17 protein-coding genes are annotated in these 26,177 nt (G+C 66.5%); 4 read left to right on the top strand and 13 right to left on the bottom strand.

Annotated features, from left to right (window positions below; translation table 11 throughout):
- Window positions 1–46 precede the first annotated feature (46 nt).
- Entirely contained in the window at window positions 47–1,288 is a 1,242-nt protein-coding gene (gene argJ, locus BBTA_RS35515) for a bifunctional glutamate N-acetyltransferase/amino-acid acetyltransferase ArgJ (RefSeq protein WP_012047328.1), read from the bottom strand.
- Window positions 1,289–1,660: 372 nt separating this feature from the next.
- Window positions 1,661–2,560 (bottom strand): peptidylprolyl isomerase, encoded by a 900-nt coding sequence (locus BBTA_RS35510; protein WP_085972659.1) that lies wholly within the window; start codon window positions 2,558–2,560, stop codon window positions 1,661–1,663.
- A gap of 394 nt (window positions 2,561–2,954) precedes the next feature.
- Here BBTA_RS35510 and secA point away from each other — a divergent pair, with 394 nt between their 5' ends.
- Complete coding sequence (gene secA, locus BBTA_RS35505; RefSeq protein WP_012047326.1) at window positions 2,955–5,807, top strand: preprotein translocase subunit SecA; 2,853 nt, start codon at window positions 2,955–2,957, stop codon at window positions 5,805–5,807.
- 320 nt (window positions 5,808–6,127) lie between these two features.
- Here the strand turns inward: secA and BBTA_RS35500 are convergent, their stop codons facing one another.
- A complete protein-coding gene (locus BBTA_RS35500) occupies window positions 6,128–7,426 on the bottom strand; it encodes a flavin-dependent oxidoreductase (protein WP_012047325.1) in 1,299 nt (432 codons plus the stop codon).
- Between the two features lie 213 nt (window positions 7,427–7,639).
- Between BBTA_RS35500 and BBTA_RS35495 the strand changes: the two genes are divergently transcribed.
- Window positions 7,640–8,647 (top strand): glycerophosphodiester phosphodiesterase, encoded by a 1,008-nt coding sequence (locus tag BBTA_RS35495; protein ID WP_012047324.1) that lies wholly within the window; start codon window positions 7,640–7,642, stop codon window positions 8,645–8,647.
- 102 nt (window positions 8,648–8,749) lie between these two features.
- Here the strand turns inward: BBTA_RS35495 and BBTA_RS35490 are convergent, their stop codons facing one another.
- A complete protein-coding gene (locus BBTA_RS35490) occupies window positions 8,750–10,660 on the bottom strand; it encodes an acyl-CoA synthetase (RefSeq protein WP_012047323.1) in 1,911 nt (636 codons plus the stop codon).
- 303 nt (window positions 10,661–10,963) lie between these two features.
- Window positions 10,964–11,407 carry a MarR family winged helix-turn-helix transcriptional regulator gene (locus tag BBTA_RS35485; RefSeq protein WP_012047322.1) on the bottom strand — a complete coding sequence of 148 codons (444 nt, stop codon included), beginning with the start codon at window positions 11,405–11,407 and terminating at the stop codon, window positions 10,964–10,966.
- 186 nt (window positions 11,408–11,593) lie between these two features.
- Between BBTA_RS35485 and BBTA_RS35480 the strand changes: the two genes are divergently transcribed.
- Window positions 11,594–12,775: a substrate-binding domain-containing protein gene (locus BBTA_RS35480; protein ID WP_012047321.1), complete on the top strand. Its 1,182-nt coding sequence runs from the start codon at window positions 11,594–11,596 to the stop codon at window positions 12,773–12,775.
- A 261-nt stretch (window positions 12,776–13,036) separates the two neighbouring features.
- On the opposite strand, the gene BBTA_RS35475 is transcribed toward BBTA_RS35480, so the two are convergent.
- Window positions 13,037–15,109, bottom strand: coding sequence for a bifunctional diguanylate cyclase/phosphodiesterase (locus tag BBTA_RS35475; protein ID WP_012047320.1), 2,073 nt, complete (start codon window positions 15,107–15,109; stop codon window positions 13,037–13,039).
- 228 nt (window positions 15,110–15,337) lie between these two features.
- Window positions 15,338–17,737, bottom strand: a complete 2,400-nt coding sequence (locus tag BBTA_RS35470) for a membrane-bound PQQ-dependent dehydrogenase, glucose/quinate/shikimate family (protein ID WP_012047319.1) — start codon at window positions 17,735–17,737, stop codon at window positions 15,338–15,340.
- A gap of 402 nt (window positions 17,738–18,139) precedes the next feature.
- On the opposite strand from BBTA_RS35470, the gene BBTA_RS35465 reads away from it, so the two are divergent.
- A complete protein-coding gene (locus tag BBTA_RS35465; RefSeq protein WP_012047318.1) occupies window positions 18,140–19,030 on the top strand; it encodes a hypothetical protein in 891 nt (296 codons plus the stop codon).
- Between the two features lie 72 nt (window positions 19,031–19,102).
- Here the strand turns inward: BBTA_RS35465 and BBTA_RS35460 are convergent, their stop codons facing one another.
- The 6 genes from BBTA_RS35460 to BBTA_RS35435 all read right to left on the bottom strand — a co-directional run bounded on the left by BBTA_RS35460 (window position 19,103) and on the right by BBTA_RS35435 (window position 26,027).
- Window positions 19,103–20,566, bottom strand: a complete 1,464-nt coding sequence (locus BBTA_RS35460; RefSeq protein WP_012047317.1) for a hypothetical protein — start codon at window positions 20,564–20,566, stop codon at window positions 19,103–19,105.
- A gap of 126 nt (window positions 20,567–20,692) precedes the next feature.
- Window positions 20,693–21,391, bottom strand: a complete 699-nt coding sequence (locus BBTA_RS35455) for a hypothetical protein (protein ID WP_244424258.1) — start codon at window positions 21,389–21,391, stop codon at window positions 20,693–20,695.
- 380 nt (window positions 21,392–21,771) lie between these two features.
- Window positions 21,772–23,256 (bottom strand): L,D-transpeptidase family protein, encoded by a 1,485-nt coding sequence (locus tag BBTA_RS35450; RefSeq protein WP_012047315.1) that lies wholly within the window; start codon window positions 23,254–23,256, stop codon window positions 21,772–21,774.
- Between the two features lie 315 nt (window positions 23,257–23,571).
- A complete protein-coding gene (locus BBTA_RS35445; protein ID WP_012047314.1) occupies window positions 23,572–24,534 on the bottom strand; it encodes an acetyl-CoA carboxylase carboxyltransferase subunit alpha in 963 nt (320 codons plus the stop codon).
- A gap of 218 nt (window positions 24,535–24,752) precedes the next feature.
- Window positions 24,753–25,709 carry a site-specific tyrosine recombinase XerD gene (gene xerD, locus BBTA_RS35440; RefSeq protein ID WP_041751116.1) on the bottom strand — a complete coding sequence of 319 codons (957 nt, stop codon included), beginning with the start codon at window positions 25,707–25,709 and terminating at the stop codon, window positions 24,753–24,755.
- A 171-nt stretch (window positions 25,710–25,880) separates the two neighbouring features.
- Window positions 25,881–26,027: a hypothetical protein gene (locus BBTA_RS35435; protein WP_012047312.1), complete on the bottom strand. Its 147-nt coding sequence runs from the start codon at window positions 26,025–26,027 to the stop codon at window positions 25,881–25,883.
- Window positions 26,028–26,177 lie beyond the last annotated feature (150 nt).

The raw sequence follows: 26,177 nt of genomic DNA, 5'->3' as shown, positions 1-26,177 counted from the left end.
CGGGACGGCCGAGCCCGGCCCGGGATCTGTTGCAGAGCGTGGAAAGCTACGAGCGGTAGTCGCCGTTGATCGCGACATACTCCTTGGTCAGGTCGCAGGTCAGCACGCGGTCGCGGCCCTTGCCGAGGCCGAGCGCGACCTTGATCTGAATGGTCTGCGCCTTCATCGCATTCGACACTTCCGTCTCGTCATAGGACGGATCGCGCGCGCCCTTCGACGCCACGCGGATGCCGTTGAACGAGATCGACAGCTTGTCGCGATCGGCCGGCTCGCCGGCCTTGCCTACGGCCATCACGACGCGGCCCCAATTGGCGTCCTCGCCGGCGATCGCGGTCTTCACCAGCGGCGAGTTGGCGATCGACATCGCGATCCTGCGCGCCGACTGCTTGGTCTTGGCGCCTTCGACGATGATCTCGACCAGCTTGCGCGCGCCCTCGCCGTCACGCGCCACCTGCTCGGCGAGATCGGCCAGCACGGCGTTGAACGCCTTCACGAAGGCCTTGGCGTTGGGATCGCTGATGCGGCTGATCTTCGGTGCGCCCTTGGCGGCGGCGGCGCCGGTGGCGAAGGCAAGCAGCGTGTCGGAGGTCGAGGTATCGCCGTCGATCGTCACGGCGTTGAAGGTGTCCTCGACGCCGGCCTTGAGCAGCGCCTGCAGCGCGGGCGCCGTGATCGGCGCGTCGGTGAAGATGAAGGACAGCATCGTCGCCATATCAGGCGCGATCATGCCGGCGCCCTTGGCCATGCCGTTGATCGTCACCTTGGCCTTGCCGAGCTTGACGGTGGCGGTCGCGACTTTCGGGAACGTGTCGGTGGTCATGATGGCGCGCGCGGCGCCCATCCAGTCCTCCGCGTCAGCGGTCCCGGCGAGACCTTCGAGCACGCCGTCGAATTTGGTGGCATCCAGCGGCTCGCCGATCACGCCGGTCGAAGCGAGGAAGATCTCGTCCTGCTTGCAGCCGACCGCCTTGGCGGCGATCGCCGCGGTCAGCGCCGTCGACTGCTTGCCGGTCTTGCCGGTGAAGGCATTGGCATTGCCGGAATTGACGACCAGCGCGCGCGCCTTGCCGCCCTTCAATTTGGCGCGGCACCATTCGACCGGCGCCGACGGGCATTTGGATTTGGTGAACACGCCCGCGACGGTGGTGCCGGGATCCAGCAGCGCCAGCAGCACGTCGGTGCGGTTCTTGTAGCGGATGCCGGCCGCGGCGGTGGCGAGCCTGACGCCGGCAAGCGCCGGCATGTCGGGGACGTCGGTCGGGGCGAGCGGGGAGACGGCTGAGGACATCGAGAGGCTTCCGACAGGGAATGAGCGGGAAGCGCTCTGTATCATCTCGCTTGTCGTTGGGGGAGTGGATGTTGCCACGTCAACAGCTGCCAACGTCGCTGCGGCAAACTCAGTGTCACCCTCCCCTGGAGGGGGAGGGTCGGCGCGTGTCGCGATAGCGATACGCGCCGGGGTGGGGTGAGGCCACGGGCACCGGCGCGCATGGAGAGATCACCCCACCCCGCCTCGCATCTCGCTTCGCTCGTTGCGACCCTCCCCCTCCAGGGGAGGGTGGCGGCAGGCTTTAGTCGGGACGACACCTTTTGTGACGCGAAGGTGACGACCCTGACGCGACGACAGCGTGTCGCGCCTCAAGCCAAGCGGCCTCGCCGCTTACTTCTTCGCCGGCTCGGCCGGCTTCGCGTCTGCCGGCTTGGCGGCCTCGGCGGCCGGCTTGTCCAGACGCTCGATCTTGGCGGCCTCGCGCAGCTTGCTGACATAGTCGGCCTGGGCCTTGCGGGTGACATAGGTCTCGATCTGGCTCTTGACCTGGTCGAACTCCGGCGGCTTGCGGTTGCGCTTTTCCTCGACCTTGATGATGTGCCAGCCGAACTGGGTCTTCACCGGGTCCGAGATCTTGCCCGGCTCCAGCGCGAATGCCACGTTGGCGAATTCCGGCACCATCTGCTCCTTGGTGAAGAAGCCGAGATCGCCGCCATCGGAGGCGCCGGGGTCCTTGGACTTTTTCTTGGCGAGTTCGGCGAAGTCGCCGCCCTTGGCGAGTTCGGCCTTGACGGCCTTGGCCTCGTCCTCGGTCTCGACCAGGATGTGGCGGGCATGCACTTCCTGCTCGCCGCCGATCTGCTTGGAGGCCTCCTCATAGACCTTCTTCATCGCGTCCGGCGTGGTCGCGGCCTTGCCCTCGCTGGCGAGCAGGCTGTCCATCAGCAGGCGGTTGCGGGTGAAGGCAAGGCGCTTCTTGAACTCCTCGCTGTCGGCAACCTTCTTGTCCTCGGCCGCCTTGGCGACGAGCTTCATGTCGATCAGGAACGACAGCACGTTGTCGTCCTTGGTCGCCGGATCCATCTGCGCGAGGCTCGGCCCGAGCTCCTCCTCGGCGAGCGTCACGTCGCTCTTGCGGATTTCGGCGCCGTTCACCTTGGCCAGCACCGGGTTGGCATCGTCAGCCGCGCGTGCCGGGGCGACCAGCAGGGACAATGCGAGACTGCCGGCGAGAGCGGTGGCAAGGCCGAAGCGCAGGCCGGTTTTCGTAACCGGGAACGACGTGGTCATGGAAAATCCTTGTCTTGGAAGAGGGGGCTCCAGGGGCGTGGCCTCAGGGCGGCGGGGACACTCGCCCAATCGCGATGCCTTGGCAACGCGAAAAGTCTGTCAATTTCGTGAAATCGGCGACAGGTTTGGGGCTGATGTCCCGGTGTCGGGCGCCGTTGACAACGTTCCCCCCCAGCCATATCTCTCCCCGATCGCTGCAAGGGCGATAGCGCTTATTTTGCTGCGTTTTTGGCCGTTGAACCCTGGTTTGCTCGTCTCCCACTCATCTGACGGCCGCCCCCCGGCGCCGACGTTCGAGCCTGGCGCGGGTGCTGCGGTGCATCACGTCGGGAACAGCAAACCCAAAGCATGAGTTACGGCTGCAACGCAGACCCATAGAGGCAGGATTTCAGCAATGATCGGCGCGCTCGCCCGTAAGCTTTTCGGCTCCGCCAATGACCGTCGCGTCAAGGGTTACCAGGCCCGTGTCAACGCCATCAACGCGCTGGAGCCGGAGCTCGCCAAGCTGACCGACGAGCAGCTGAAGGCGCGCACCGCGGAGTTCAAGGCGCAGCTCGCCGAGGGCAAGACGCTCGACGACATCCTGGTCCCGGCCTTCGCCACCGTCCGCGAGGCCTCCAAGCGCACCCTCGGCCAGCGCCATTTCGACGTCCAGCTGATCGGCGGCATGGTGCTGCACGAGGGCGACATCGCCGAGATGAAGACCGGTGAAGGCAAGACGCTGGTGGCCACCCTCGCCGTCTACCTCAACGCGCTGGCCGGCAAGGGCGTCCACGTCGTGACGGTGAATGATTACCTCGCCCGCCGCGACGCCGGCTGGATGAGCCAGATCTACGGCTTCCTCGGCCTGACCACCGGCGTGATCGTCCACGGCCTCGACGATGCCGAGCGCAAGTTGGCCTATGCCTGCGACATCACCTACGGCACCAACAACGAATACGGCTTCGACTATCTGCGCGACAACATGAAGTACCGGCTGGAGGACATGGTCCAGCGCGGGCACTATTTCGCCATCGTCGACGAGGTCGACTCCATCCTGATCGACGAGGCGCGCACGCCGCTGATCATCTCCGGTCCGCTCGACGACCGCTCTGACTTCTACAACACCATCGACACCTTCGTGCCGAAGCTCGACAAGTCCGACTACGATGTCGACGAGAAGCAGCGCACGGTGACCTTGACCGAAGCCGGCATGGAGAAGATCGAGACCCTGCTGCGCGACGCCGGTCAGCTCAAGGGCGAGTCGCTCTACGACGTCGAGAACGTCTCCGTCGTCCACCACATCAACCAGGCGCTGCGCGCCCACACGCTGTTCACCCGCGACAAGGACTATATCGTCCGCGACGGTGAGGTCGTGATCATCGATGAGTTCACTGGCCGCATGATGCCGGGCCGGCGCTATTCGGAGGGCCTCCACCAGGCGCTCGAGGCCAAGGAGCACGTCCAGGTCCAGCCGGAGAACCAGACGCTGGCCTCGATCACCTTCCAGAACTATTTCCGCATGTACGAGAAGCTCGCCGGCATGACCGGCACGGCCGCCACCGAGGCGGACGAGCTGTTCGACATCTACAAGCTCGAGGTCGTGGAGATCCCGACCAACCTGCCGGTCGCGCGCCTCGACGAGGACGACGAGGTCTACCGCACCCAGCAGGAGAAATACGCCGCCATCCTGGCCGAGATCGAGCGTGCGAATTCCCGCCTGCAGCCGGTGCTGGTCGGCACCGCATCGATCGAGAAGTCGGAAGTGCTGGCCGCCTATCTCAAGCAGCACGGCTACAAGCAGATCGATTTCGGCAGCGAACGTGCGCTCGACAAGCTCTATGCGGCGGCCCGCGCCGGCAAGCCGGCGAAGCTGTTTGCGGTGCTGAATGCGCGCTTCCACGAGCAGGAGGCCTATATCGTGGCCGAAGCCGGCGTGCCCGGCGCGATCACGATCGCGACCAACATGGCGGGACGCGGCACCGACATCAAGCTCGGCGGCTCCTTGGAGATGCGCATCCAGCAGGAGACGGCCGGGATCACCGACGAGACGGAGAAGGCCGCCAAGATCGAGCAGATCAAGGCCGACATCGCACGCTTCCGCGAGATCGTGCTGAAGGCCGAGGAGACGGTCGAGATCGAGCCGGCCAAGGGCTCCAAGCCGGCCAAGACGGTGGTCAAGCCGGGCGGCCTCTACATCATCGGCTCCGAGCGCCACGAATCCCGCCGCATCGACAACCAGCTGCGCGGCCGTTCCGGCCGCCAGGGCGATCCCGGCCGCTCGAAGTTCTTCCTGTCCCTGGAAGACGATCTGATGCGGATCTTCGGCTCCGACCGGCTCGACAGCATGCTGACCCGGCTCGGCCTGAAGGAAGGCGAGGCCATCATCCATCCGTGGATCAACAAGGCGCTGGAGAAGGCTCAGCAGAAGGTCGAGGCGCGCAACTTCGACATCCGCAAGAACCTCCTGAAGTTCGACAACGTCCAGAACGACCAGCGCAAGGTGATCTTCGACCAGCGCGTCGAGCTGATGCAGGACGAGAGCGTCGCCGAGACCATCGCCGACATGCGCCACGCCTTCATCGACGACCTCGTCAGCAAGCACGTGCCCGAGCATGCCTATGCCGAGCAGTGGGACGTGGCCGGGCTGAAGGAGGAGCTGAAGCGCGTGCTCGACATCGAGCTGCCGGTCGACGAATGGGCCAAGGAAGAAGGCATCGCCGACGAGGAGCTGCTCAAGCGCATCGAGACCCATGCCGACGAGCGCATGGCCGCCAAGGTCGGGCAGTGGGGCCCGGACGTGATGCGCTACGTCGAAAAGACGATCCTGCTGCAGACGCTCGATCATCTCTGGCGCGAGCATCTGGTCATGCTCGACCATCTGCGCCAGGTGATCGGCCTGCGCGGCTATGGCCAGCGCGACCCGCTGCAGGAGTACAAGTCGGAAGCCTTCACGCTGTTCGAGGCGATGATCGCGCATTTGCGCGAGGCGGTCACTGCGCAACTGATGCGGGTCGAGATCGTGCCGCCCGAGGAGCAGCAGCCGGTGCTGCCGCCGATGCAGGCGCATCACGCCAACCCGACCACCGGCGAGGACGAGATGGCCTTTGCCAACGTCTCCCTGGTGCCGTCCTCCGGCGCCGCCCCGGTCCCCGCCGAAGCGCGCAATCCGAACGACCCCTCGACCTGGGGCAAGGTCGGCCGCAACGAGGACTGCCCCTGCGGCTCCGGCAAGAAGTACAAGCACTGCCACGGCCGCTACGCGTAAGCGCGGCCGCAGCATTCTCCATCGTCATTGCGAGCGGCAGCGAAGCAATCCAGAGTCCCGCCCACGACTCTGGATTGCTTCGCTTCGCTCGCAGTGACGTTGTTGGTGGAGCTGTTTGCCAAACTAACAGTGTCGTCCCTGCGGACGCAGGGCCCATCACCACAGGACGATGTGCTGAGGCACGCCGGTAGCTCCAGCGTTGCGCCGCACTGCTGCCTGGGAGTATGGGGTCGTGGGTCGGCGCCCCGCCACGCTGCGCGTCGCAGGGCTTGCCCGGGACGACAGTTGCGGGATGGGCTGCGTTAGGCCGCCTTCGCCAATTAGGCCGCCTTTGCCGCGTCGACTCGTGCGCCGTCCGCAATCGTGCGCGGCGCCGTGTTCAGCTGTTCGATGGCAAAGCCTGCGGCCTTCTTGTAGCCGGCCATGAAGGCCTCGCGCTCGGCCGGCGGGATCACGTCGTCGATATTGCTGAACGTGCCGCCGCAGCGCTCGTCGACCAGGTTGAGCAGGCCGAACGGGCCGGCACCGCGGTTGCGCAGGATGACCTGCGAGATCGGGCCGCAGAGTTTCTCGTCATAGGCTGACAGCGCCGCAGGCGTGACGCCATGTGCCAGCAGTGATGCGCCGAGCACGCGGGCATCGACGATGGCCTGGCTGGCCCCGTTGGAGCCGGTCGGGTACATCGCATGCGCGGCGTCGCCCATCAGCGCCACCGGGTCGTCGACCCAGGTCGGCACCGGATCGCGGTCGATCATCGGGTTCTCATAGGCGCCGTCGGCGCCGGCGATCAGCGCGGGCACGTCCAGCCAGTCATAGGTCCAGCCGGCGAAATGATGCGCGAACTCGCTCACCGGCACCTGGCGGAACCAGCCGGTCTGCTTCCAGCCCTCGCTGTTGTCCATCGTGACTTCCGCGATCCAGTTGATCAGCGCCAGCCCGGTGTTCGGATCGGGATGCGAGATCGGATAGACCACGACGCGGTGGCGATGGGTGCCGAGCCCGACGAAGGACGCACCGGTGCGCATCGGCTTGGCCCAGGTGACGCCGCGCCACATCACCGCGCCGCCCCAATGGATCGGCGGCTGCGTCGGATGCATCTGGGCGCGGATCGCCGAATGGATGCCGTCGGCGCCGATCAGCAGCCGCCCGCGGGCCTCCGATGCCGATCCATCGGTATGCTCGATATGGGCCGTGACCGAGCCGTCCGCATTCTTCTGATAGCCCGTGACGCGGCTGCCAAGCCGCACGGTCTGAGCCCCCGCGCGCTCCACCAGCCGGCTGTACAGCAGCATGTGCAGCTTGCCGCGATGCACGGCATATTGCGGCCAGTCGTAGCCGGCGAGCAGGCCGCGCGGCTCGGAATAGATGTCGTTGCCGTTCAGCCCGACCAGCGCCCATTCCTTGGCGGGGACGCCGACCTGGTCGAGATCACCGGCCCCGATGCCGAGATCGTACAGCTCGCGCACTGCGTTGGGCTGCAGGTTGATGCCGACCCCGAGCGGCCGCATCTCGCGCACGCTCTCATAGACGACGCAGGGCACGCCGATCTGCTGCAGGGTCAGCGCGGTTGCGAGGCCGCCGATGCCGCCGCCGGCGATGATTACGGGAAGGTCGGTCATACGCGTGATCCGTTGGACGCTGAAAGGGAGCGGTGGGGACGAAGCGGGCCGGCAGCCGCCGCGGTGAGCCGGTTCTGGCTGCCCAAACCTGTCCTCCCATGGTCTCGCCGGCCGGTGTCCCGCCCGGCCGCTGCCGAAAGGCCTAATTCAGAAGAATTGCCGAGACAAGCGAAATGGCCCGCGGGGTCTGACAGGGTATGATAGTCTGCCCCGATGTCGCAAACCTCTCTTGTTTTCAGCCTGCTGTTCCTGGGTCTCGCCAGCCCCGCAACCGCGTTCGATATCCAGGCGCATCGCGGCGGTCGCGGCTTGCATCCGGAGAACACGCTGCAGGCGTTCAGCAGGGCGCTGGACCTTCATGTCGATACGCTCGAGCTCGACGTCGGTGTGACCCGCGACGGCGTGCTCGTCGTCTCGCATGAGCGGCGGCTCAACCCCGATCTCGCCCGCGATGCGGCCGGCGACTATGTTGCGCCGCCCGGGCCGCTGTTGAACGCGCTGCCGCTCGCCGAGGTGCAGTCCTACGATATCGGCCAGATCCGACCCGGCAGTGAGTACGCCAAGCAGTTCTCCGAGCAGCGCGCGCTGCACGGCCCCGGCGTCGCGCCGCCGCGCATTCCGACGCTGAAAGAGGTGATCGATTTCGTGCGGAGCTCGGGAGACGAGCATGTCCGTCTCAACATCGAGACCAAGCTCGATCCGGCGTTTCCCGCCGAGTCGCCGAACCCGGAGCGCTTCGTGACGCTGCTGCTCGGCCTGATCCAGGCGGAGCATTTCGCTGGCCGCGTCATGATCCAGTCGTTCGACTGGCGGACCCTGCAGCTGGTGCAGCAGCGTGCGCCGGACATCCCGACCGTGTATCTGTCCCGGCAGAGCGGCGAGACGCCCACGGTGTCGCTGACCGCGGCGACCCGCTGGACCGCGGGATTCAACCCCGCCGATCATGGCGGCTCGTTGCCGCGGACCGTCAAGGCGGCCGGCGGCAAGGTCTGGTCGCCCTATTTCACCGAAGTGACGCCGGAGCTGATCGCCGAGGCGCATGCGCTGGGGTTGAGCGTGATCGTCTGGACCGTCAACCGTCCGCAGGACATGGGGCGGCTGATGGACATTGGGGTCGACGGCATCATCTCCGACCGGCCGGAACTGCTGCGTCAGGTCGCGCTCGGCAGGGGCGCCACCCAGCCGCTCGGGCTGTCGCTGAAGCCGTCGTCCCCGAAATAGGGCGTGATCCGGAAACAGGAAGCTGGATTTTCCGAACAGATCGGAGAAGAGGGCGGCTTCTCCAGCCGCCCGAGTGGTTGCGAGGACAGCGACCCAGGTCGTTCACTCCTGCACCACCTCGTGCCGGATCACGAACGGCGCGAGCAGGGTGTGCACCTCGTTCGCGATCGCCTCGCGGCTCTCCGCCGGCACGTTGCGCAGGGTGACCGTGGCGATGCTGCCATGGCTGCCATGGGCGCCGACCTTGACGGTGCAGTCGATGCCGCGATCGGTCAGTTGCGACAGCACCTTCGTGAACACGCGCGTCGCCGCGTCCCAGCGCAGCTGCGGCTTGAACACCTTGCCGACGCCGGTCACCGGCATCGGATCGATCGGGATGATCTGCACCGGCACCGCGGCGCGCTCCGGCGTGCGGGCGCGCACCCAATCCTCCAACTCGCCCGGCTGCACGGCCGCGCCCGGCTTGAGCTGGACGTAGCCGATCGGCAGCTCGCCGGCATAGGCGTCGGGCTGGCCGACCACCGCGGCGAAGCCGACGGCCGGATGCTGGAACAGGATCTCCTCGACCGGCGCGGGATCGATGTTGTGGCCGCCGCGGATCACCAGGTCCTTGGCGCGGCCGGTGATCCAGAGGAAGCCGTCGGCATCGAGCCGGCCGAGATCGCCGGAATTGACCCAATGGCCGTCGATGAAGGCACCCTTGTTATGCGCGGCGTCGAGATAGCCGGAGAACACGCCGGGGCCGGCCATGATGACGACGCCGATCTCGTCCACGGCGCAGTCGCGTTCATAACGCCCGTCGGCATCGAGCTTGACGATGCGCACCTGCGCGTAAGGCAAGGGCAGGCCGACTGAGCCGAGCCGGATCGGCTGGTCCGGATAGGCCATGGTGTGCACGCTCGCGGTCTCGGTCATGCCGTAGACCTCGACCACCGGCAGCTTGAGCTTGTCCATGATCGCCTGCCCGACCGCGACCGGAATGGCCGAGCCGCCGCCCGCGGCATAGCGCAGGCTGGAGATGTCGGCTGCGCCTGGCGGCACGGCGAGCGTTGCCGCCAGCACCGTCGGCACGCTCGACAGCGTCTCCGGCCTGTAGCGGGCGACCAGGCTCCAGATGTTGCGCACCGCATTCGGATTGCGCCAGCCGGCGCCGGAGAGCACGACGAGGCTGCCGCCCGCCGAAAAAGTCTGCAGCGCCTGCGTCAGCGAGCCGCCGACGTGGAACAGCGGCATGCCGAACAGCAAGGTGCCGCCGGGCTTGGCTTTCAGCACGAGGTTGATCGCCCAGGCCTGGTAGACCTGGTTGCCATGGCTGTGTCGCACCAGCTTCGGCGTGCCCGTGGTGCCGCCGGTGTGGAAATAGGCCGCGGTGTCGCTGGCCTTGATCTGCCGGCCACTGACGAGGTGATCCGCGGGCTGCGGCTTGATCAGGTCGTTGAAGGCGTGGATGCCGTTCGCCGGATCACCGCCGCCGCCATACACCTGCACGATCGCCTTGAGGTGCGTGAGGCTGCCGCGCACCTTCTCGACCTTCTGCCAGATGTCGGTGCCGGGCAGGGGACCGAGCGCCACCAGCACCTTGGTCTTGGCGGCCTCCAGGATCTCGGCGATCTGGTGCGGCTCCAGCAGCGGGTTGACCGGGTTGGCGATGCCAGCGGCCTCGGCGCCGAACAGCGTGATGAAAGCTTCCGGCACCAAGGGCAGCATGAAGCTGACGACGTCATTGGGGCCGACGCCGAGCGCATGAAACATATTGGCGGCCTGCGTCACCTTCGCGATGAAATCGCGATAGGTGATCACGACCGGCGTGTCGGCCGGATCGGCATTTGGCAGGAACTGGATCGCCGGCGCGTCAGGATTGGCGGAAGCCCCGCATTTGAGGGCCTCGTAGGTGCTCTGTGCGGCGATGCGTTCGCTGTACGGCGTCTGCTCGAAGGCGCGGATGTCAGCGGTGCTGGCGAATGTCGGATAATCGCTGCCGATGGCGCGATCGAGCAGATGAATGCCCGTCATGGCCTGTCCTCCCTGTGTCGTGTCCTCGTCCGGCCGGACATGGTCCAGCCGGTGGTCGCGCGCGGGCTCTGTGCGGCCCGTTCGTCGCGATCGTGATGGAGCAGGATGAGGGAGGATTCGTCTTGCGTCTATCCCGGCGTTGCCGGGCAAGCCGATACATTTGCCGCAGGCAAGTCGGCGAACAGGGATCAAGTCTCTTTGATGCGCCGCGAGACCGCTCCGAACTCCGCGTCATTGCGAGCGCAGCGCGCAGCGACGGGGAGGATGGAGCTTGGTCTTGAATGCCTGCCGAGCAGAGTGCCGTCAGCTCGCCGCGTCGATCAGGTTCTCCAGCAGCCGCTTCAGCTCGCCGGTGGCCTTGTCGCCGTAATTCTCCAGGATATGCGCCTCCTGGCTGGCGGCGAGCGAGTTCAGCCGCTTGCACAGCGCCTTGCCGCGGTCGCTGATGAACATCAGCACCTTGCGGCGGTCATGGGCGTCCTGGCGGCGGTAGACCAAGGAGTCCGACACCATGCGGTCGATCATCTTGGTCAGGGTCGGATGGTTCAGCAGCACCGCCTCGGCGAGATCACCCATCGAATGCCCTTCGCCGTCGGAGAGCACCTTGAGGATGCGCCATTGCTCGACGGGCACGCCCTCCGTGCTTAGGCGTGTCTCCAACTGCCGGTTGATCTCCCGGTTGGCTTGCGCGAGCAGGTAGGCGAGGTGTTCGGTGAGGGGGGTGTTGGGATGGGGCGATTTGGCCACGGTGAACTTCGCTTGCGGGTCCCGAATTGAATGATTGTCCGGCAGTTGCTGCCCGATCTATATGCATCCCAATTCTTGAACATTCAACATTTTCGAATAGGATATTTGTCGAACCTGTGCTGATTTTGACGGCGTATGACCGCCGGCCCACAGTGGGCCAACCACGGTGCGGGCCAAGGAGTGGGTGTGCTCTCGACAGGATCTGTCACGGCCGGGCGCCCCGGCCTGCCGCCATCCCTGCTGTTCAGGAGCCCGCCCCGGCGGGGCGCCGTTCCGTTCCTCGCTCCCTTCGATCCTGACCGCGCCGAACGGCGCGGCGCGCGCAACCGGCTGCGCATCGGCAACTTTCTCACCTTCTCCGGCTCACCCGGCATCTGGGGCCCGGCGGCGACCAACAGCGCGCTGCTCGCGGTGTCCGAGATCAACCGCCGCGGCGGCATTCTCGGCCGCGAGATCGAATTGTCGTTCTACGACTCCGGCGGGGCGGTCGAGGACGTCGCTGCGCGCGCCAGGGACGCGCTCGACTTCGACGACATCGACGTCGTGATGGGCTCGCATATCAGCGCCGTCAGGCTGGCGCTGCGCCGGCTGACCCGCGGCCGCATTCCTTACGTCTACACCCCGGTCTATGAAGGCGGCGAACGCACGCCGGGGGTGATGGCGATCGGCGAGACGCCGCACAGCCAGACCCGCCCCGCCATTCACTGGCTGGCCGAGAACAAGGGCGCCAAGCGCTGGTATCTGATCGGCAGCGACTATGTCTGGCCGTGGCAATCGCACCTCCAGACCAAGATCTATATCGGCGAGGCCGGCGGCCATGTCGTCGGCGAGGAGTTCGTCCCGGTCGGCCATGATGATCACGAGGCGCATCTGGCGCGCATTCGCGCCACCAGGCCCGACGTTGTGTTGATCTCGTTGATCGGCACCGACAGCATCACCTTCAACCGCGCTTTCGGCGAGTCCGGCCTCGCCGCGACCACCCTGCGCCTGGCCGGCGCCGTCGATGAGACCGTGCTGCTCGGCATCGGCGCCGACAACACCGAGAACCTGTATTCCGCCTCGGGCTATTTCAACTGCATCGGCTCCCGCGCCAATGACGAGTTCATGAGCCTGTACACCGCGATGTTCGGCGTCGATGCGCCGCCGGTCGGCTCGGTCGGTCAGTCGAACTATGAAGGTCTGCGCTTCCTGAAGGCCGCCGCGGAGCGGGCCGGTTCGCTGTCCCTGCATCCGCTGGCCGCCGCCGGCCGCAACATCGTCTATTCCGGTGCCCGTGGCGAGGTTGCCATCCGCCAAGGCCGCGCCGGAATGGCGATGCATCTCGCCGCCGCCGACGGGCTGGATTTCAGGATCATCCGCACGTTCTAACCCACGCCACGGAAGGTCTTCCGCGGGACGTTCCGCTGCCACCCTCCCCTGGAGGGGGAGGGTCGTCTCGCATGAGCGAAGCGGAATGTGAGACGGGGTGGGGTGATCTCTCCTCTGGCACCGGCGTCTGTGGAGAGATCGCCCCACCCCGCTCTCCCGCTGCGCGTGCGATCGACCCTCCCCCTCCAGGGGAGGGTGGCCCTGCATTGGCGGTCGGGTGCCCAGTCAGCAACGAGGAAATCACCATCACCAGGTCTGCGGTTACGCCGCCGCGGCGTTCTTGACAGCCACCTCGGCGACCACCGCCTGCGTGGCACCGACGTCACGGATCATCCGGTGGATCGCCTCCTGCGGCATCGGCTTGCCGAACAGGAAACCCTGCACGCTGCTGCAGCCTTCCTCGCGCAGGAAGGCGAGATGCTGCTCGGTCTCGACGCCTTCGGCCAGTACGGGGATGTTGAGGCTGCGCCCGAGCAGCAACGTCGCCTTGACGATCGCCGCGGCATGCACGCTGGTCTCGACCGACTGGATGAAGCTCTTGTCGACCTTGATCTTGTCGAACGGAAACACCTGGAGGGTGGATAGCGACGAATAGCCGGTGCCGAAATCATCCATCGCCACGGTGACGCCGATCGCCTTCAGCGCCTGCATCACCTGCAGCGCGTGCTGGCGGTCGGCGATGATGCCGGTCTCGGTCAGCTCGATCTCGAGCCGCTCCGGCGCCAGGCCGGTCTCGCGCAGCACCTCCGCGACACGCTTCGGCAGGTCGTGATTGAGCTGCATCGGCGCGACGTTGACGGCCACCTTGAACGGCTGGCTCCAGCTGGCCGCGGTGGCGCAGGCGGTGCGCATCACCCAGTCGCCGATGTCGACAATCAGACCGGTCTGCTCGGCCATCGGGATGAAATCATTCGGCGGCACGCGGCCTTTCACCGGATGATTCCAGCGCAGCAGCGCCTCGAAGCCGATGATCTCGCCGCTCTGCGTATCGTTCTGCACCTGGTAGTGCAGCTCGAACTCGTTGCGCACCAGCGCGCGCTTCAGATCGATGGCGAGCTCGGCGCGACGACGGCTCGCTTCGTCCATCGACGGCTCATAGGTGCAGATCTTGCCTTGGCCGAGGCTCTTGGCGCGGTACATCGCCAGATCCGCGCGGGTGAGCAATTCGTCCGATGTGAGGCCGTGCTCGGGATGCAGCGCGATGCCGATGCTGCAGCCGACCGAGAGGCTGCGTTCCTCCCAATCGACCGGTGCGAGCACCAGGCTGCGAATGCGGTCGGCGAATTTCGCGGCTTCCGTGCGTGCGAAGATCTCGCTCTTGACCGCAACGAACTCATCGCCACCGATGCGTGCCAGAAACTCGCCCCGCTGCAAGGTCGCCGCGATGCGTTCGGCGACGGTCTTCAGCACCGCGTCGCCGGCGGCGTGGCCATGCGCGTCGTTGATGTCCTTGAAGCGGTCGAGGTCGATCGCGAGCACGACGAGATGGGCGGTTTCGTCGCCTGTCGCCAGCAGCGGCGCCAGCCGGTGGCCGAGACCGTTGCGGTTGGGCAGTCCGGTCAGTGGATCCTGCAGCGCCAGCTGCCGATAGCCCTCCACCGCCTCCTGCGCCGCCTGCATGTCGATCATGTAGGCCGAGGCCGCCATCGCCATGATCAGGCCGATGCCGGTGACGATGCTGATCAGCAGCAGGCTGTCCGGCAGCGCTTGCGCGGGGGTGTCGAGGCCGGCCATCGGCGCCACGGTCAGCGCGGCCATGCCGGTGAAATGCAGACTGAGGATCGCGAGCGCCATCGCCAGCGAGCCGCCATACTTGCAGAACCGCGTCACAGGGCGCGCGATGCGGTTGGCGGCGACGGCGCCGAAGCCCATCGCCAGCACGAGCGAGAGCCAGATCGCCGGCGCGTGCCAGGTCTTGATGCCATCGAGATTGAGCGCGCTCATGCCGGTGTAGTGCATCGCGGCAATGCCGAAGCCGAACACCGCGCCACCGGCCTCGATCAGCGGCCCGCGCTGGGTGCGCGTGGTGATGAAGAAGCCGAGCAGGGAAAACACGACGGCGAGGCCGAGCGAGGCGAAGGTGAGCCCTGCCTCGAACGAGCGATGTCCCGGCGCATCGTAACCGAGGATGGCCGCGAAATGCGTGGTCCACACCGTGCCGCCGGCGACGAGGCCGGCCAGGAATAACAGGTGAAAGCGGCGAAGGCCGGTGTTGCGGCGTACGCGGGCGAGCAGCCGCATCGACAGAATCGAGCCGAGCCCGCAGACCAGCAGCGCGGCGGCGACGTAACGCAGATCGTGATCGGCAGGCAGGCAGGACAGGATCGTCAGCATCGGCAATGAACCCTCATGCAGGCGAGCTACGCATCGCGGCAGGACGGGTTTTGCGCGATGGACATCGCGGTTACCGAAGCGTCAACCCGACCGGCCGCGACAGCCTCGAGTGATGCATGAGCTTCGGAAGCCGATGCTTAAGGCCGTCCGGGTTCCAGGCGGGAACCCGGGACATCATGACGAAACCAACAATTTGGCGCGTCATTCTGGGCGCAGCTGGAACCCGCTTCAGCGGCTGGCGACGTTGCCCGGCAGTGCATAGGCGCGGACGTAATCGCCGAGCCTGGTGCCGAACGATCCGTGGCCGCCATCCACGGTCACGATGTACTGCCTGCCGCCGGCCTCATAGGTCATGGGCGTGGACTGTCCGCCGGCGGGCAGCCGGTCCTGCCACAGCAGGCGGCCGTCCTTGACGTCGAAGGCGCGGATATAGTCGTCCATCGTGCCGGTCAGGAAGGCCACGCCGCCCGCGGTCACCATCGGGCCGCCGAGCATCGGCACGCCGAGCTTGAACGGCAGCGGCAGCGGCGCCTGGTCGCGGATGGTGCCGACGCGGTGCTGCCAGACGATCTGGTTGGTCTTCAGGTCGATCGCAGCGAGACTTCCCCAGGGCGGCGCCATGCAGGGGATGCCGAGCGGCGACAGGAAGATGCCGAGCTCGACGCCATAGGGCGTGCCGTACATCGGCTGCACGCCGAGCTCGGTGCCCGGCGGATGCGCCGAATTCGGCGCGGCCGGATTGTCCTTGCCGCGCGGCACCAGCCGCGACACGAACGGGATCGATTGCGGATTGGCGATCGCGATCTTCCTCACAGGATCGATGGCGATGCCGCCCCATTCGAACATGCCGAAATCGCCGGGAAACACCAGCGTGCCCTGCTCGGACGGCGGCGTGAACGGCCCCTCATAGCGCAGCCGCTTGAACATGATGCGGCAGGCGAGCTGATCGAACATCGTCGTGCCCCACATCTGCGCGCCGGTGAGATCCTTGCGCGGGCGGAAGCTCAGCTCGGAGAACGGCTGCGTCGGCGACAGCCGGTCGCCGGGCGCAGCCCCCTGCGGTACCGGCTTCTCCGGCGCGGGGACCAACAGATGGCCATCGCGGCGGTCGAGCACGAAGATGTTGCCGGTCTTGGCCGGCACGTAGATCGCCGGCACCACGCCGTCCTTGCCGGGCATGTCGACCAGGCTCGGCTGCGACGGCATGTCCATGTCCCAGAGATCGTGATGCACGTTCTGGAACGACCAGCGCAGCTTTCCCGTGGCGATGTCGAGCGCCACCAGCGCGGAATCGTAGCGCTCATTGTTGGCCGAGCGATTGCCGCCCCAGATGTCCGGCGAGCTCGAGCCGAGCGGGATGTAGACGAGGCCGAGCGCTTCGTCGGCGGCGCCGACGCTCCAGCCATTCGGCGAGCCTGGCGTGAAATGATGCGTCGCCGACGGCATCTCGTTCGGATCGGGATTGCCGGGATCGAACGCCCACAGCAGTTTGCCCGTGTAGACGTCGAAGCCGCGGATCGCGCCCGACGGCACCTTGTTGGAGTAGTTGTCAATCACGGCGCCCGCCATGATCACCACCTTGTCGGTGACCACCGGCGGCGACGTGCCCTCGTAGAAGCCGAGTGTGGTGATCTCGTTGCCGGCCTTGAGATCGATCTGGCCGTGGGCACCAAAACCCTCGCACGGCTTGCCGCTGGCGGCATCGAGCGCGAACAGCCGTCCGTCATCGGTCGGCAGGAAGATGCGCCTGGCGCATTCGGCCGGCGCCGCGGCGCCTGCGATATCGACCGCGCCCGGCCTGGTCTCGTGATAGGCGACGCCGCGGCAGGTCATGTGCTGGAAGTTCTTGTGGTGCTCGATCTTGGGATCGAATCTCCAGCGCAGTCTGCCGGTGGCGGCGTCCAGCGCGAACACGATCTGGTGCGGCGAGCAGGTGTAGAGCAGATCGCCGATCTTCAGCGGCGTTACCTCGTTGGTGAACTCGTCGGGATCGTCGGGGCCCTTGTGGTCGCCGGTCTGGAATTCCCAGGCGAGTTGGAGGTTCTTCACGTTGTCCGCGGTGATCTGCTTCAGGCTCGAGAACCGGGTGCCGAAATTGCTGGCGCCATAGGCGGTCCAGTCGGCTTTCGCCTCGGCCGGCGCGGTGTCGGTGCCAGCCGAGGCCTCTGCAGCCTGCGGCAAAGCGCCATTGACCCCGAAACGATCGCCGTGGAGCGCGGCGCCGAGCACGACCAAGGCGACCGCGAGCACCGCGACCAAACCCCAGCGCGCGGAGCGCATGTCGCCGACCAAATGCGCGGTGATGAACGGCAGCAGCAGCCAGACGCCGAGCGGCGCCAGCACGTCGCCGCGCGGGGCCAGCGACCAGAAATCCAGCCCGACCTCAGAGATCGCCCAGATCATCGTGCCCAGCAGCAGCGCTGCATACAGCCACAACGCCGCAGCCCGCCGCTGCCACAGCAGCCACGCGGTGCCGAGCAGGGCGGCGCCTGCGACGACGTAATAGAGCGAGCCGCCGATCGCCGCGAGCCAGGCGCCGCCGGCAAGCAAAGCAAGGCCCATCAGGCCGACGATGACGGCAGTGAAGGTCAGCAGCGGTGCACGCTGCAGATCGCGGGCAGCGGCCATGTGCTTCTCCAGGCTGAGGATGACCAAAGCGCGGCGCAACGCCGCAGTCGCGTCATGAACGGCGCGGCAGGGCGGAAGTTCCCTGCTGGGAGACAGCATCTCCTGTGGCCATCCTGCGAGACGACCGCCTGCGGCGGTCTCCTCAGGACGAGGACTGAATGCGTAGCATGACGCCGGGGGCGTGACCCTCATGGTGAGAAGCGCCGCACCTGTGTCTGGCGATTGCTGATACCGCCAGCTCGCGGCGCGTCTCGAACCATGAGGCCCGTGAACGCTCCGGTTCATTACCCCGCCCGCTGCCTCCACACGGTCTTTTGCTTCCCCCCGGGCCTGCAACGGGTTGCTGATACATGACAGAATTAATACGATCACATGTCGTTCACATGAAGATTGGAGTGCCGGATGCGTGCGCAGTCGCGAGCCTTGTCGAACCCGGTCGCCCTGTGGTGGGCGATGCTGACCCTGGTCAGCTTCGCCAACATCGCATTCTGGTTCATCCTGTACCGGCAGCTCAGCGGCGGTGGCGCCGCGGTGACCCACTCCTCCGACACCAGCTCGATGCTGGCGCTGTCGGCCGCCTATGTGTTCGGCTGCGCCTTCCGCTCGGTGCTGCCGCGCGCCGACGTGCAGCGGATCTGTCTTGTCGACAGCTGGCTGTCGAGCGTGTTCGTCGGCCGCAGCGTCGCGACCATCGCCGAGATCGCCTTCGCGGCGCAATGGGCCATCATTCTGGCGCAGCTCGGCGCGATCGCCGATGCCGAGACCGCGGTGAACATGGCGCGCGTCATCGTGCCGATCATCGTCGTCGCCGAGATCTGCTCCTGGTACGCGGTCGTCACCAAGAACTTCCTCTACAATGCGATCGAGAACTCGCTGTGGGCCGTCGCCTTCCTGTTCGTCGGCATCGGGCTCGGTCGGCTGTTGCCGGAGTTCGACGGCCTGGTGCGCTGGCTGCTGATCGCCGGCCTTGTCGGCATCGCCTGCTATCTCGCCTTTCTCGTCGTGGTCGATGTGCCGATGTATGTGAAACGCTGGCGGATCGAGCGCGCCGCCGGCACGCCGCTGCTGCACCCGCTGGTCGGCCTGCGCGATTCCGCGACGCGTTGGACCGTCACCCACGACATCGAGCACTGGAGGGAAGAGATCGCCTGGATGTCGCTGTATTTCAGTGCCGCGGTGTGGGGCTCGCTGGCGCTCTGTGCATTGTCGGCGATGAACGATCATCTGCCGCATGATCGCGCGCAGGCCTCCGTGGCGCCACCGGCGATCGCCCAGCCGGCCACTGTGCGCTAAGCATCACGCATCCCTGAGACAACAGAGAACCCGCGGTGATGATCACCGCGGGTTTTGCGTGTCTCGCCCATCTCAGCCATGCAGCGTGAAGTGATGCGAGTCGTCCATGTGAGCGACGTGGCTGAAATCGTGGTGCGGGGCGTCGTGCGTGCCACCGGCGTGGCCGATGTCGAAGTGCGGCGGAACGATGCCGGTGTTGCCCGCGTGGCCATGATCGCCATGGCCGTGATCGCCAATCCCATGGTCGCCGAAGCCGTCGGCGATGATCGGGTGATGCGACGAGCCGTCGCCATGCAGCGGCAGGTGGAACACGCCGGAATTCGCGTTGCCGCCGTGGGCGTTGTCGCCGGCATGGTGGATCGCCTGCGCGATCTGGTCCCAGAATCCGCCATGACCGCTCTCATGGCCGCCGCTGTGGCCGCCATCATGGCTGCCGAGCACGTCACCGGCGAGCTTGAACAGGTCATTGAGCGCCGCATGCGCGTTGCCGTGGCTGAGGTCGCTGGCCAGCGCGCCGAGATCGTGGCTGATGGCGCCTGCCTGGTGTCCGATCGATTGCGACAGGTCACCGGCGGCATTCAGCACGCCCGACACGCCCGCGCCGACCGCGTGGCTGATGCCGCTCGTCAGGCCTGAGCCGAGCGTATCGGCGGTGTGTGCGACGTCCGAGATGATGTGACCGAGCGGTCCGCCGACGAGGTGACCCGCGCTCGAGACCGCGTCGGTGACCGCGCCGAGCGCACCGTGACCCAGCGACGTTCCGACGTCGAGGCCGCCCTTGACCACGTCGCCGGCCAGATGCAGCGCGTCGGCGCCGACATGGCCCGCGGTGTCGACGATCGTGCCGGCCATGCCGAGCGCGCCGTGACCGATCGCGCCGGCCGCTTCGAGCCCGGCGTGTCCGAGACCGACGGCGCCGTGGATGGCATCACCCGCCGTGGCGATCACACCATGCGCGAGATCGCCGCCGACCTTCACGCCGCCATTGACGATATCGCTGCCGATATGCGCGACGTCGTGGAGAACTCCGCCGATATCGCCATGAGCAAGATGGTTGAGGCCGGAGCCGACGTCGCCGATCACATGGGCGCCAGTGTTGACGATATCGCCGGCCACATGCCCGGCGGTCGAGACGACGTCCTGAACCGTGTGAATGAGGCTGCCGCCGACCGCGGCGCCGGCATGCTCGACCGCGTGGACCACGCCGCCGACGGTATGGATGGCTTCGCTGCCGAGATGGCCGATGCCGTGCGCCACATCGCTCACGGCATGCCCGACGTCGCCGGCGACATGCCCGACGGTATGGACCGCGCTCGACGCCGCGTCGCCCACCGCATGGGTGACCTTGCCGATGGTATGGATCAGCGACCCGCCGAGATGGCCGACCTCATGCGCGACGCCGCTCGCCGCATGCTCCACGGTATGCACCACCCCGGAGGCGGCGTGACCGACCGCATGACCGACGTCCGACGCCACATGCGCCACACCCTTCACAGCCGACCCCAGAGCGTGTCCGATATCGCCGAATAAGCTCATTGTTGTTCTCCCTCGGTTTGACGTCACCTCACCGCGGGTGACGGCCGAGTTGTCGCAGAGCTTGCGCTTGCGCTCCGTGAGGGACGTCACGCAGCGATGTGAGCTGGCGGAGGGCTGCGGGACGCGTCAGGCGTCGCGGGCCGGGTCCGCCTTCACCACCCGGACCCCCACCACATGCGTGCCCTCGAACTCGCGCACGATGCGCTCGTCCCGACCGACTTCGCCGAGATCGAAATCCTGCCCCGGCGTGATCAGGATCATGCGACGGCCAATGATGACGAGAACCGTGACGTCATTGTCTTCCCCGCGACGCGCCCATTCACGGATCTGCGCCTCATAAGGCGGACGCCGCCACGCCTCGGGAAAGCCAGGGTCGCAGCGAACCTCGACGCCATCCGCCGACATCGTCAGCACGAGCTTCGCCCGGCTCGGTTTCCAGCTGTCGTCGAGCTGGACGTTGGAGAGCCACAGGCAGCGGAAGTCCACGCATTCGATTGGACGGGTCTGATAGATGGCGCAGCCGTGCCGGGGCCGGCAATGCCGGCACCATGTCTGCGCCGGCTTATCGAGCTGCTCGATTTCCATGATCTTGCAGCAGAGCGTGCAGTCGCCGCACTGGCGCGATGTCTCGCATGAGGATGTCATGCCGATATCGTCTCGCTGACGAGGCTTGTCATCAAGCGGCCGCGCGTCGGGCGACTCGGTCATTGCTGCTGGAGTTCGACGGGCCGAAAGCGTTTCGCTCGGCCTCGGCGCGGCCGGCGCGAGTAAACCGATTATACTTGCGCGTTCAAGCTGATTTGCCCTGTCCAGTCCCGCCAGCAAAGATTGTTAAATTCGATTTTTCAGAATTTTATGATCTTATCCGGTCGTCCCGCCTCATCGACGAGGGGCGCTGCGCGGTCGTCACGAAGCGTGGAACCGCGAGGACAAAGGCGCATGTCCAAAACTGCCGCAGAACCTGTTGACCGCGGCGCTGCGGCGAGCGCGATGCTCACCCTCCCCTAGAGGGCGAGGCGGGGTGGGGTGATCTTTCCTCTGGCACCGGGGCGTGTGGAGAGATCACCCCACCCCGCTCGCCCGCTTCGCGTGCGATCGACCCTCCCCCTTCAGGGGAGAGTGGCAACGCGTGTGGAGTTTAGCTGTTGTGAAGCCGATTCTCGTGAAGCCGGGCAGCGACGGAGCAAGGGCGCCGATGATTGGGCCTACTTGAACCCGGCGAAGCGGCTGTCGAACGAGTTCGACTGCAGCACCGGAGCGGCGCCGGACACCAGCGCGGTCTGGGTCTGGGCGGACGCCGAGCCGGTCGTCGTCGGCGTCTCATTTGCGGCGGGCTTGTACGGGGGCCGCGCAGCGGCCTGCTTGGTCTCAGCCGGCTTGGCAGCGACCGGCTTCGGCGCCGGCTTGCCCTCGGTGGGCTTGGCCTCGGCGGTCTTGCTGTCAGCGGTCCTCTCGGCCGGTTTCGCTGTCGCGGTCGTCTCGGCCGACGCATTGCCGCCAATGCCGACCTTGCGGGCGAGGTTCGACATGAAGCTCGGCTTGTCGGGCGCGCTGACGGCGGCCACCCGGGCCGAGGGGGCCGTCGTCGGAGGCGGCGCGGAGTCGGCCGGAGCAGCGGCGACCTCGTCCTCGGTGGGCGCACGCGGCGGATTGACATGACCCGGGATGGTGCCGGGCGCCGGCGTGAAGTTCGCGAGCGACAGCCCCGGTGCCTCGCCGGGGACCGACAGGCCCGTCGATGCGCCCGGCACGCGGGCGGCGAAGATCGGATTCATGCCGCCGTCGATGCCGGTGTTGAGCTTGGCGACCGGCGTGCCCTTCGCGACGAGCTTGGCATACTCGGCTTCGTCGGCCTGCTGCTTCTCGCGCACAGCGGTCGTGATCTCATCGGGCACGACATAGGCCGGGCACTTCGCGGCGGCGTCGAACACCGGATCATGCGTGGCGCCCGGCGGCTTCTGGGCATTGAAGACGTATTTCTTCTCGCAGAAGTCGACCTTCGGTTCCTGGCGGGTCACCTCGAAATGGTCGTAGCCTTCCTTGATCATGCGCCAGAACGGCATGTTCGGATTGTTGCGATGCCGCGCCATGTTCATGGGCGTCATCCGGAACGGATAGGCCTGGAACTGGAAAGCGCGCTGTCCGCCGAAGAAGGATTCGCGTCCGAGCGCATAGATCTCGGCGATCTGCTCGTCGGTCATCGCGAAGCAGCCGCGCGAGGAGCAGTCGCCATGCACCATCAGCTGCGAGCCGGTGCGGCCCAGCGCCTTGTCGAAGGCGTTCGGATAGCCGGTGTTGAACGAGAGATAGTAGGCCGATTGCGGGTTCATCTGGCTCGGATTGATCGAGTAGAAGCCCTCCGGCGCCTGGCGGTCACCCTCGCGCACTTTCGGCCCGAGATCGCCCGACCAGCGGCAGATCGGATAGGTCTTAAGCAGCGCGAACTTGCCAGAGCGGTCCTGCTTCCAGACCTCGAGCTCGGCCTCCTGCTTGAACACGCGCACCAGGATCGGCGACTGCGTATCCATATCCTTCTCGGCGATGGTCGCCACGAGCTTGGGCGGCACCGGCTGATTGGCCTTGGCACTGGTGGCGAGCGCGACCTGATCGCTGTTGCAACCGGTCAGCAGCGCACCGGCGGCCAACGCCGCCGAGGTCATCAGAACCCGGACGAAAGCGCGGTTGATCAAAGCGAAGCTCCCCGCAAACCCAGCATGCCGCAATACCCCAGTCTCGTCTCGATCGATCGGCCGGGAAGCTGGATGGATCCCGGATCGACCATGCGTCATGCCACCGTCAAACCAATGATTAAAATTGTATCCGTTGGTCCGAAGCGCTGCAACCCGCGGTGCAGCGGTGCCGGCGCGCCCTGACCCTTGTGGTCAACAAGTTCTAAACATCAGACGCCGACGGCGGGGCCGAAATACGGCCAAACGGCTGGAAAGACTCACAAAACCGCGAGCGAGATCGGCCCTGAAGGGGCCTTCGGCAGGGCCGCTCCGGGCTCAGCTCAGCTTGCGTCCGATGTCGATGAACTTCTGCCGGCGCTGCTTGCGGATGGCATCGGCGTCGAGGCCCTTCAGCTCGTCGAAGGCCTGGGCGATCGCCTCGCCGGTCGCCGCGATCATCGCGGCGGGGTCGCGATGCGCACCGCCGACCGGCTCCTTCAGGATGGTGTCGACCACGCCGAAGCGCAGCATGTCCTGGGCGGTGATCTTCATGCTGTTGGCCGCTTCCTGGGCCTTGGTGCCGTCGCGCCACAGGATCGAGGAGGCGGCTTCCGGCGAGATCACGCTGTAGATCGCGTGCTCCAGCATCAGCACCCGGTTGGCGGTGGTCAGCGCGATGGCGCCGCCCGACATGCCCTCGCCGGTGATGATCGCCACATTGGGGACGCCAAGCGACAGGCAGGCATCGGTGGAGCGGGCGATGGCCTCGGCCTGGCCGCGCTCCTCGGCGCCGATGCCCGGATAGGCGCCGGCGGAATCGACCAGCGACAGCACGGGGATGCCGAAACGCTCGGCCATCTCCATCAGCCGGACGGCCTTGCGGTAGCCCTCCGGGCGGGCCATGCCGAAATTGTGCTTGAGGCGGGATTCGGTGGTGGCGCCCTTTTCCTGGCCCATCACGCAGATCGGCTCGCCGCGGAAACGGCCGAAGCCACCCAGCAAAGCGGCGTCCTCGCCGAATTTGCGGTCGCCCGCCAGCGGCGTGAACTCGGTGATCAGGCCGTTGACGAAGTCGGTGAAGTGCGGCCGCTGCGGGTGGCGCGCGACCATGGTCTTCTGCCATGGCGTCAGATTGGCATAGAGGTCGGCCAGCGCCTGGCCGGCCTTCTCCTCGATCCGGCTGACCTCCTCGCCGATATCGGTGCCGGCGGCGGCCATCGCCCGGAGTTCATCGACCTTGGAATCGAGCTCGGCAACGGGCTTTTCGAAATCGAGGTAGCTGCGCATGGGATCCGGCATGGAGGAGCTGAAGGAAGAGCGCTGGGAAACGAAATCGGTTCGGCCTTCGGACCTGAAGATCAATGTCCTCAGGAGCTTAGGGTGCGATCGGTGCGCCGCGGCCAGGCCTCATGCCAGGATCACGGGCAGGATGGCGCTCTTTCGGGGCAGACGGGCGCGAAGTCAAGCGGGCCGCGCGCCGCGCCCAAGGATTTGGTTTCGGGATTGTGTGGGGCGGGTCAGGTCTCGGCGAGCGGGTGCAGGTCGCGCACCAGGCTCTTGAGCCGTTCCTCGACCACATGGGTGTAGATCTGGGTGGTCGAGATGTCGGTATGGCCGAGCAGTGTCTGGACGATGCGCAGGTCGGCGCCATTGTGCAGCAAATGGCTGGCGAAGGCGTGGCGCAGCACGTGCGGTGAGACGAGCCGGGCCGGCAGGCCGCTCGCCACCGCCAATTCCTTGAGGTCGCGCGCGAAATGCTGTCGGGTCAGATGGCCGCTCTCGCCGAACGAGGGAAACAGCCATTTGCCGAAGGTGGCGCTGGCCTTCTTCTCCGGCTTCAGCGCATCCAGCGCCGCCAGATAATCCGCCATGGCCTGGCGCGAGGCCTGGTTCAGCGGCACCAGCCGCTCCTTGTTGCCTTTGCCGCGCACCACGATCATGCGGGCGTCATGGCGTGCCGCCGTGCGCGGCAGCGCCACCAGTTCGGAGACGCGCAGGCCGGTCGCGTAGAGCACTTCGAGCAGGCAATACAGGCGCAGCGCCCGCAGCCGTTGCGCCGGGGACGCATCGGCGGTCTCGGTCAGCTCCTTGGCGCGGGTCAGCATCCGGTCGACATCGCCGATCGAGAGCACCTTGGGCAGGGGACGGCCGCGCTTGGGGCCGGACAGGATGGCGGCGGGGTCGTCGCTGCGGATGTGCTCGCTCAGCAGGAAGCGGAACAGGTGCCGCATCGCCGACAGCCGCCGCGCCACGCTGGACGATTTGAAGCCTCTCGTGTCGAGATCGGCGAGATAATCGCGCAGCGCCTGGGTGTCAGCGGTGGTGAAGCTGTTCGCCTTGCCAGCGAGAAACTCGGACAGATCGCTGAGGTCGCGGCGATAGGCGTCCAGCGTATTCTGGCCAGCGCCCTGTTCGGCGGCCATCATGTCGAGGAACAGGCTCATCAGCCGGGCGTCAGAGGCCTTGACCTTCATGTCGTGAAATCCGCTGCGTCGGAGGCGATCGAATCAGGACCAGGAGTTCGCGCCGGCACGTCAAGCGGTGGCCTCAAATCTGGCCGATATCACGGCGCCGGGCCACCTCAGACAATCGTAAAAATCTTAATCAATGCCCTGTGGCTTTTCGGTCCGCCGCAGCCATCCGGATCATTTCTTCTGGAACTTGTCCGGGGGGATCGTCACCGTCATCTCGCGCGGCTTCGGGGTGACGAAATTGGCAAGCGCATAGATCGCGCCATAGACCACGCCGACGATCACGGCGATCACGGTCAGGAAGCGGAACAGGCTGGGCATCGGCGTCGCGCGGGCCACCAAAGAGGGACTGTTTCATCCAACATGTTCGCACCCGGCTGGCAAGTCCGGCCGCCCGCTGTCCCCCCTTGCTCGGTCATTCCGGGGCGGCGCGCGCAGCGCGGCGAGCCCGGAATCCACAACCACAGGACG

The sequence above is a fragment of the Bradyrhizobium sp. BTAi1 genome (assembly GCF_000015165.1).
Taxonomy (GTDB): domain Bacteria; phylum Pseudomonadota; class Alphaproteobacteria; order Rhizobiales; family Xanthobacteraceae; genus Bradyrhizobium; species Bradyrhizobium denitrificans.
This window is presented reverse-complemented; position numbering and strand designations above follow the sequence as displayed.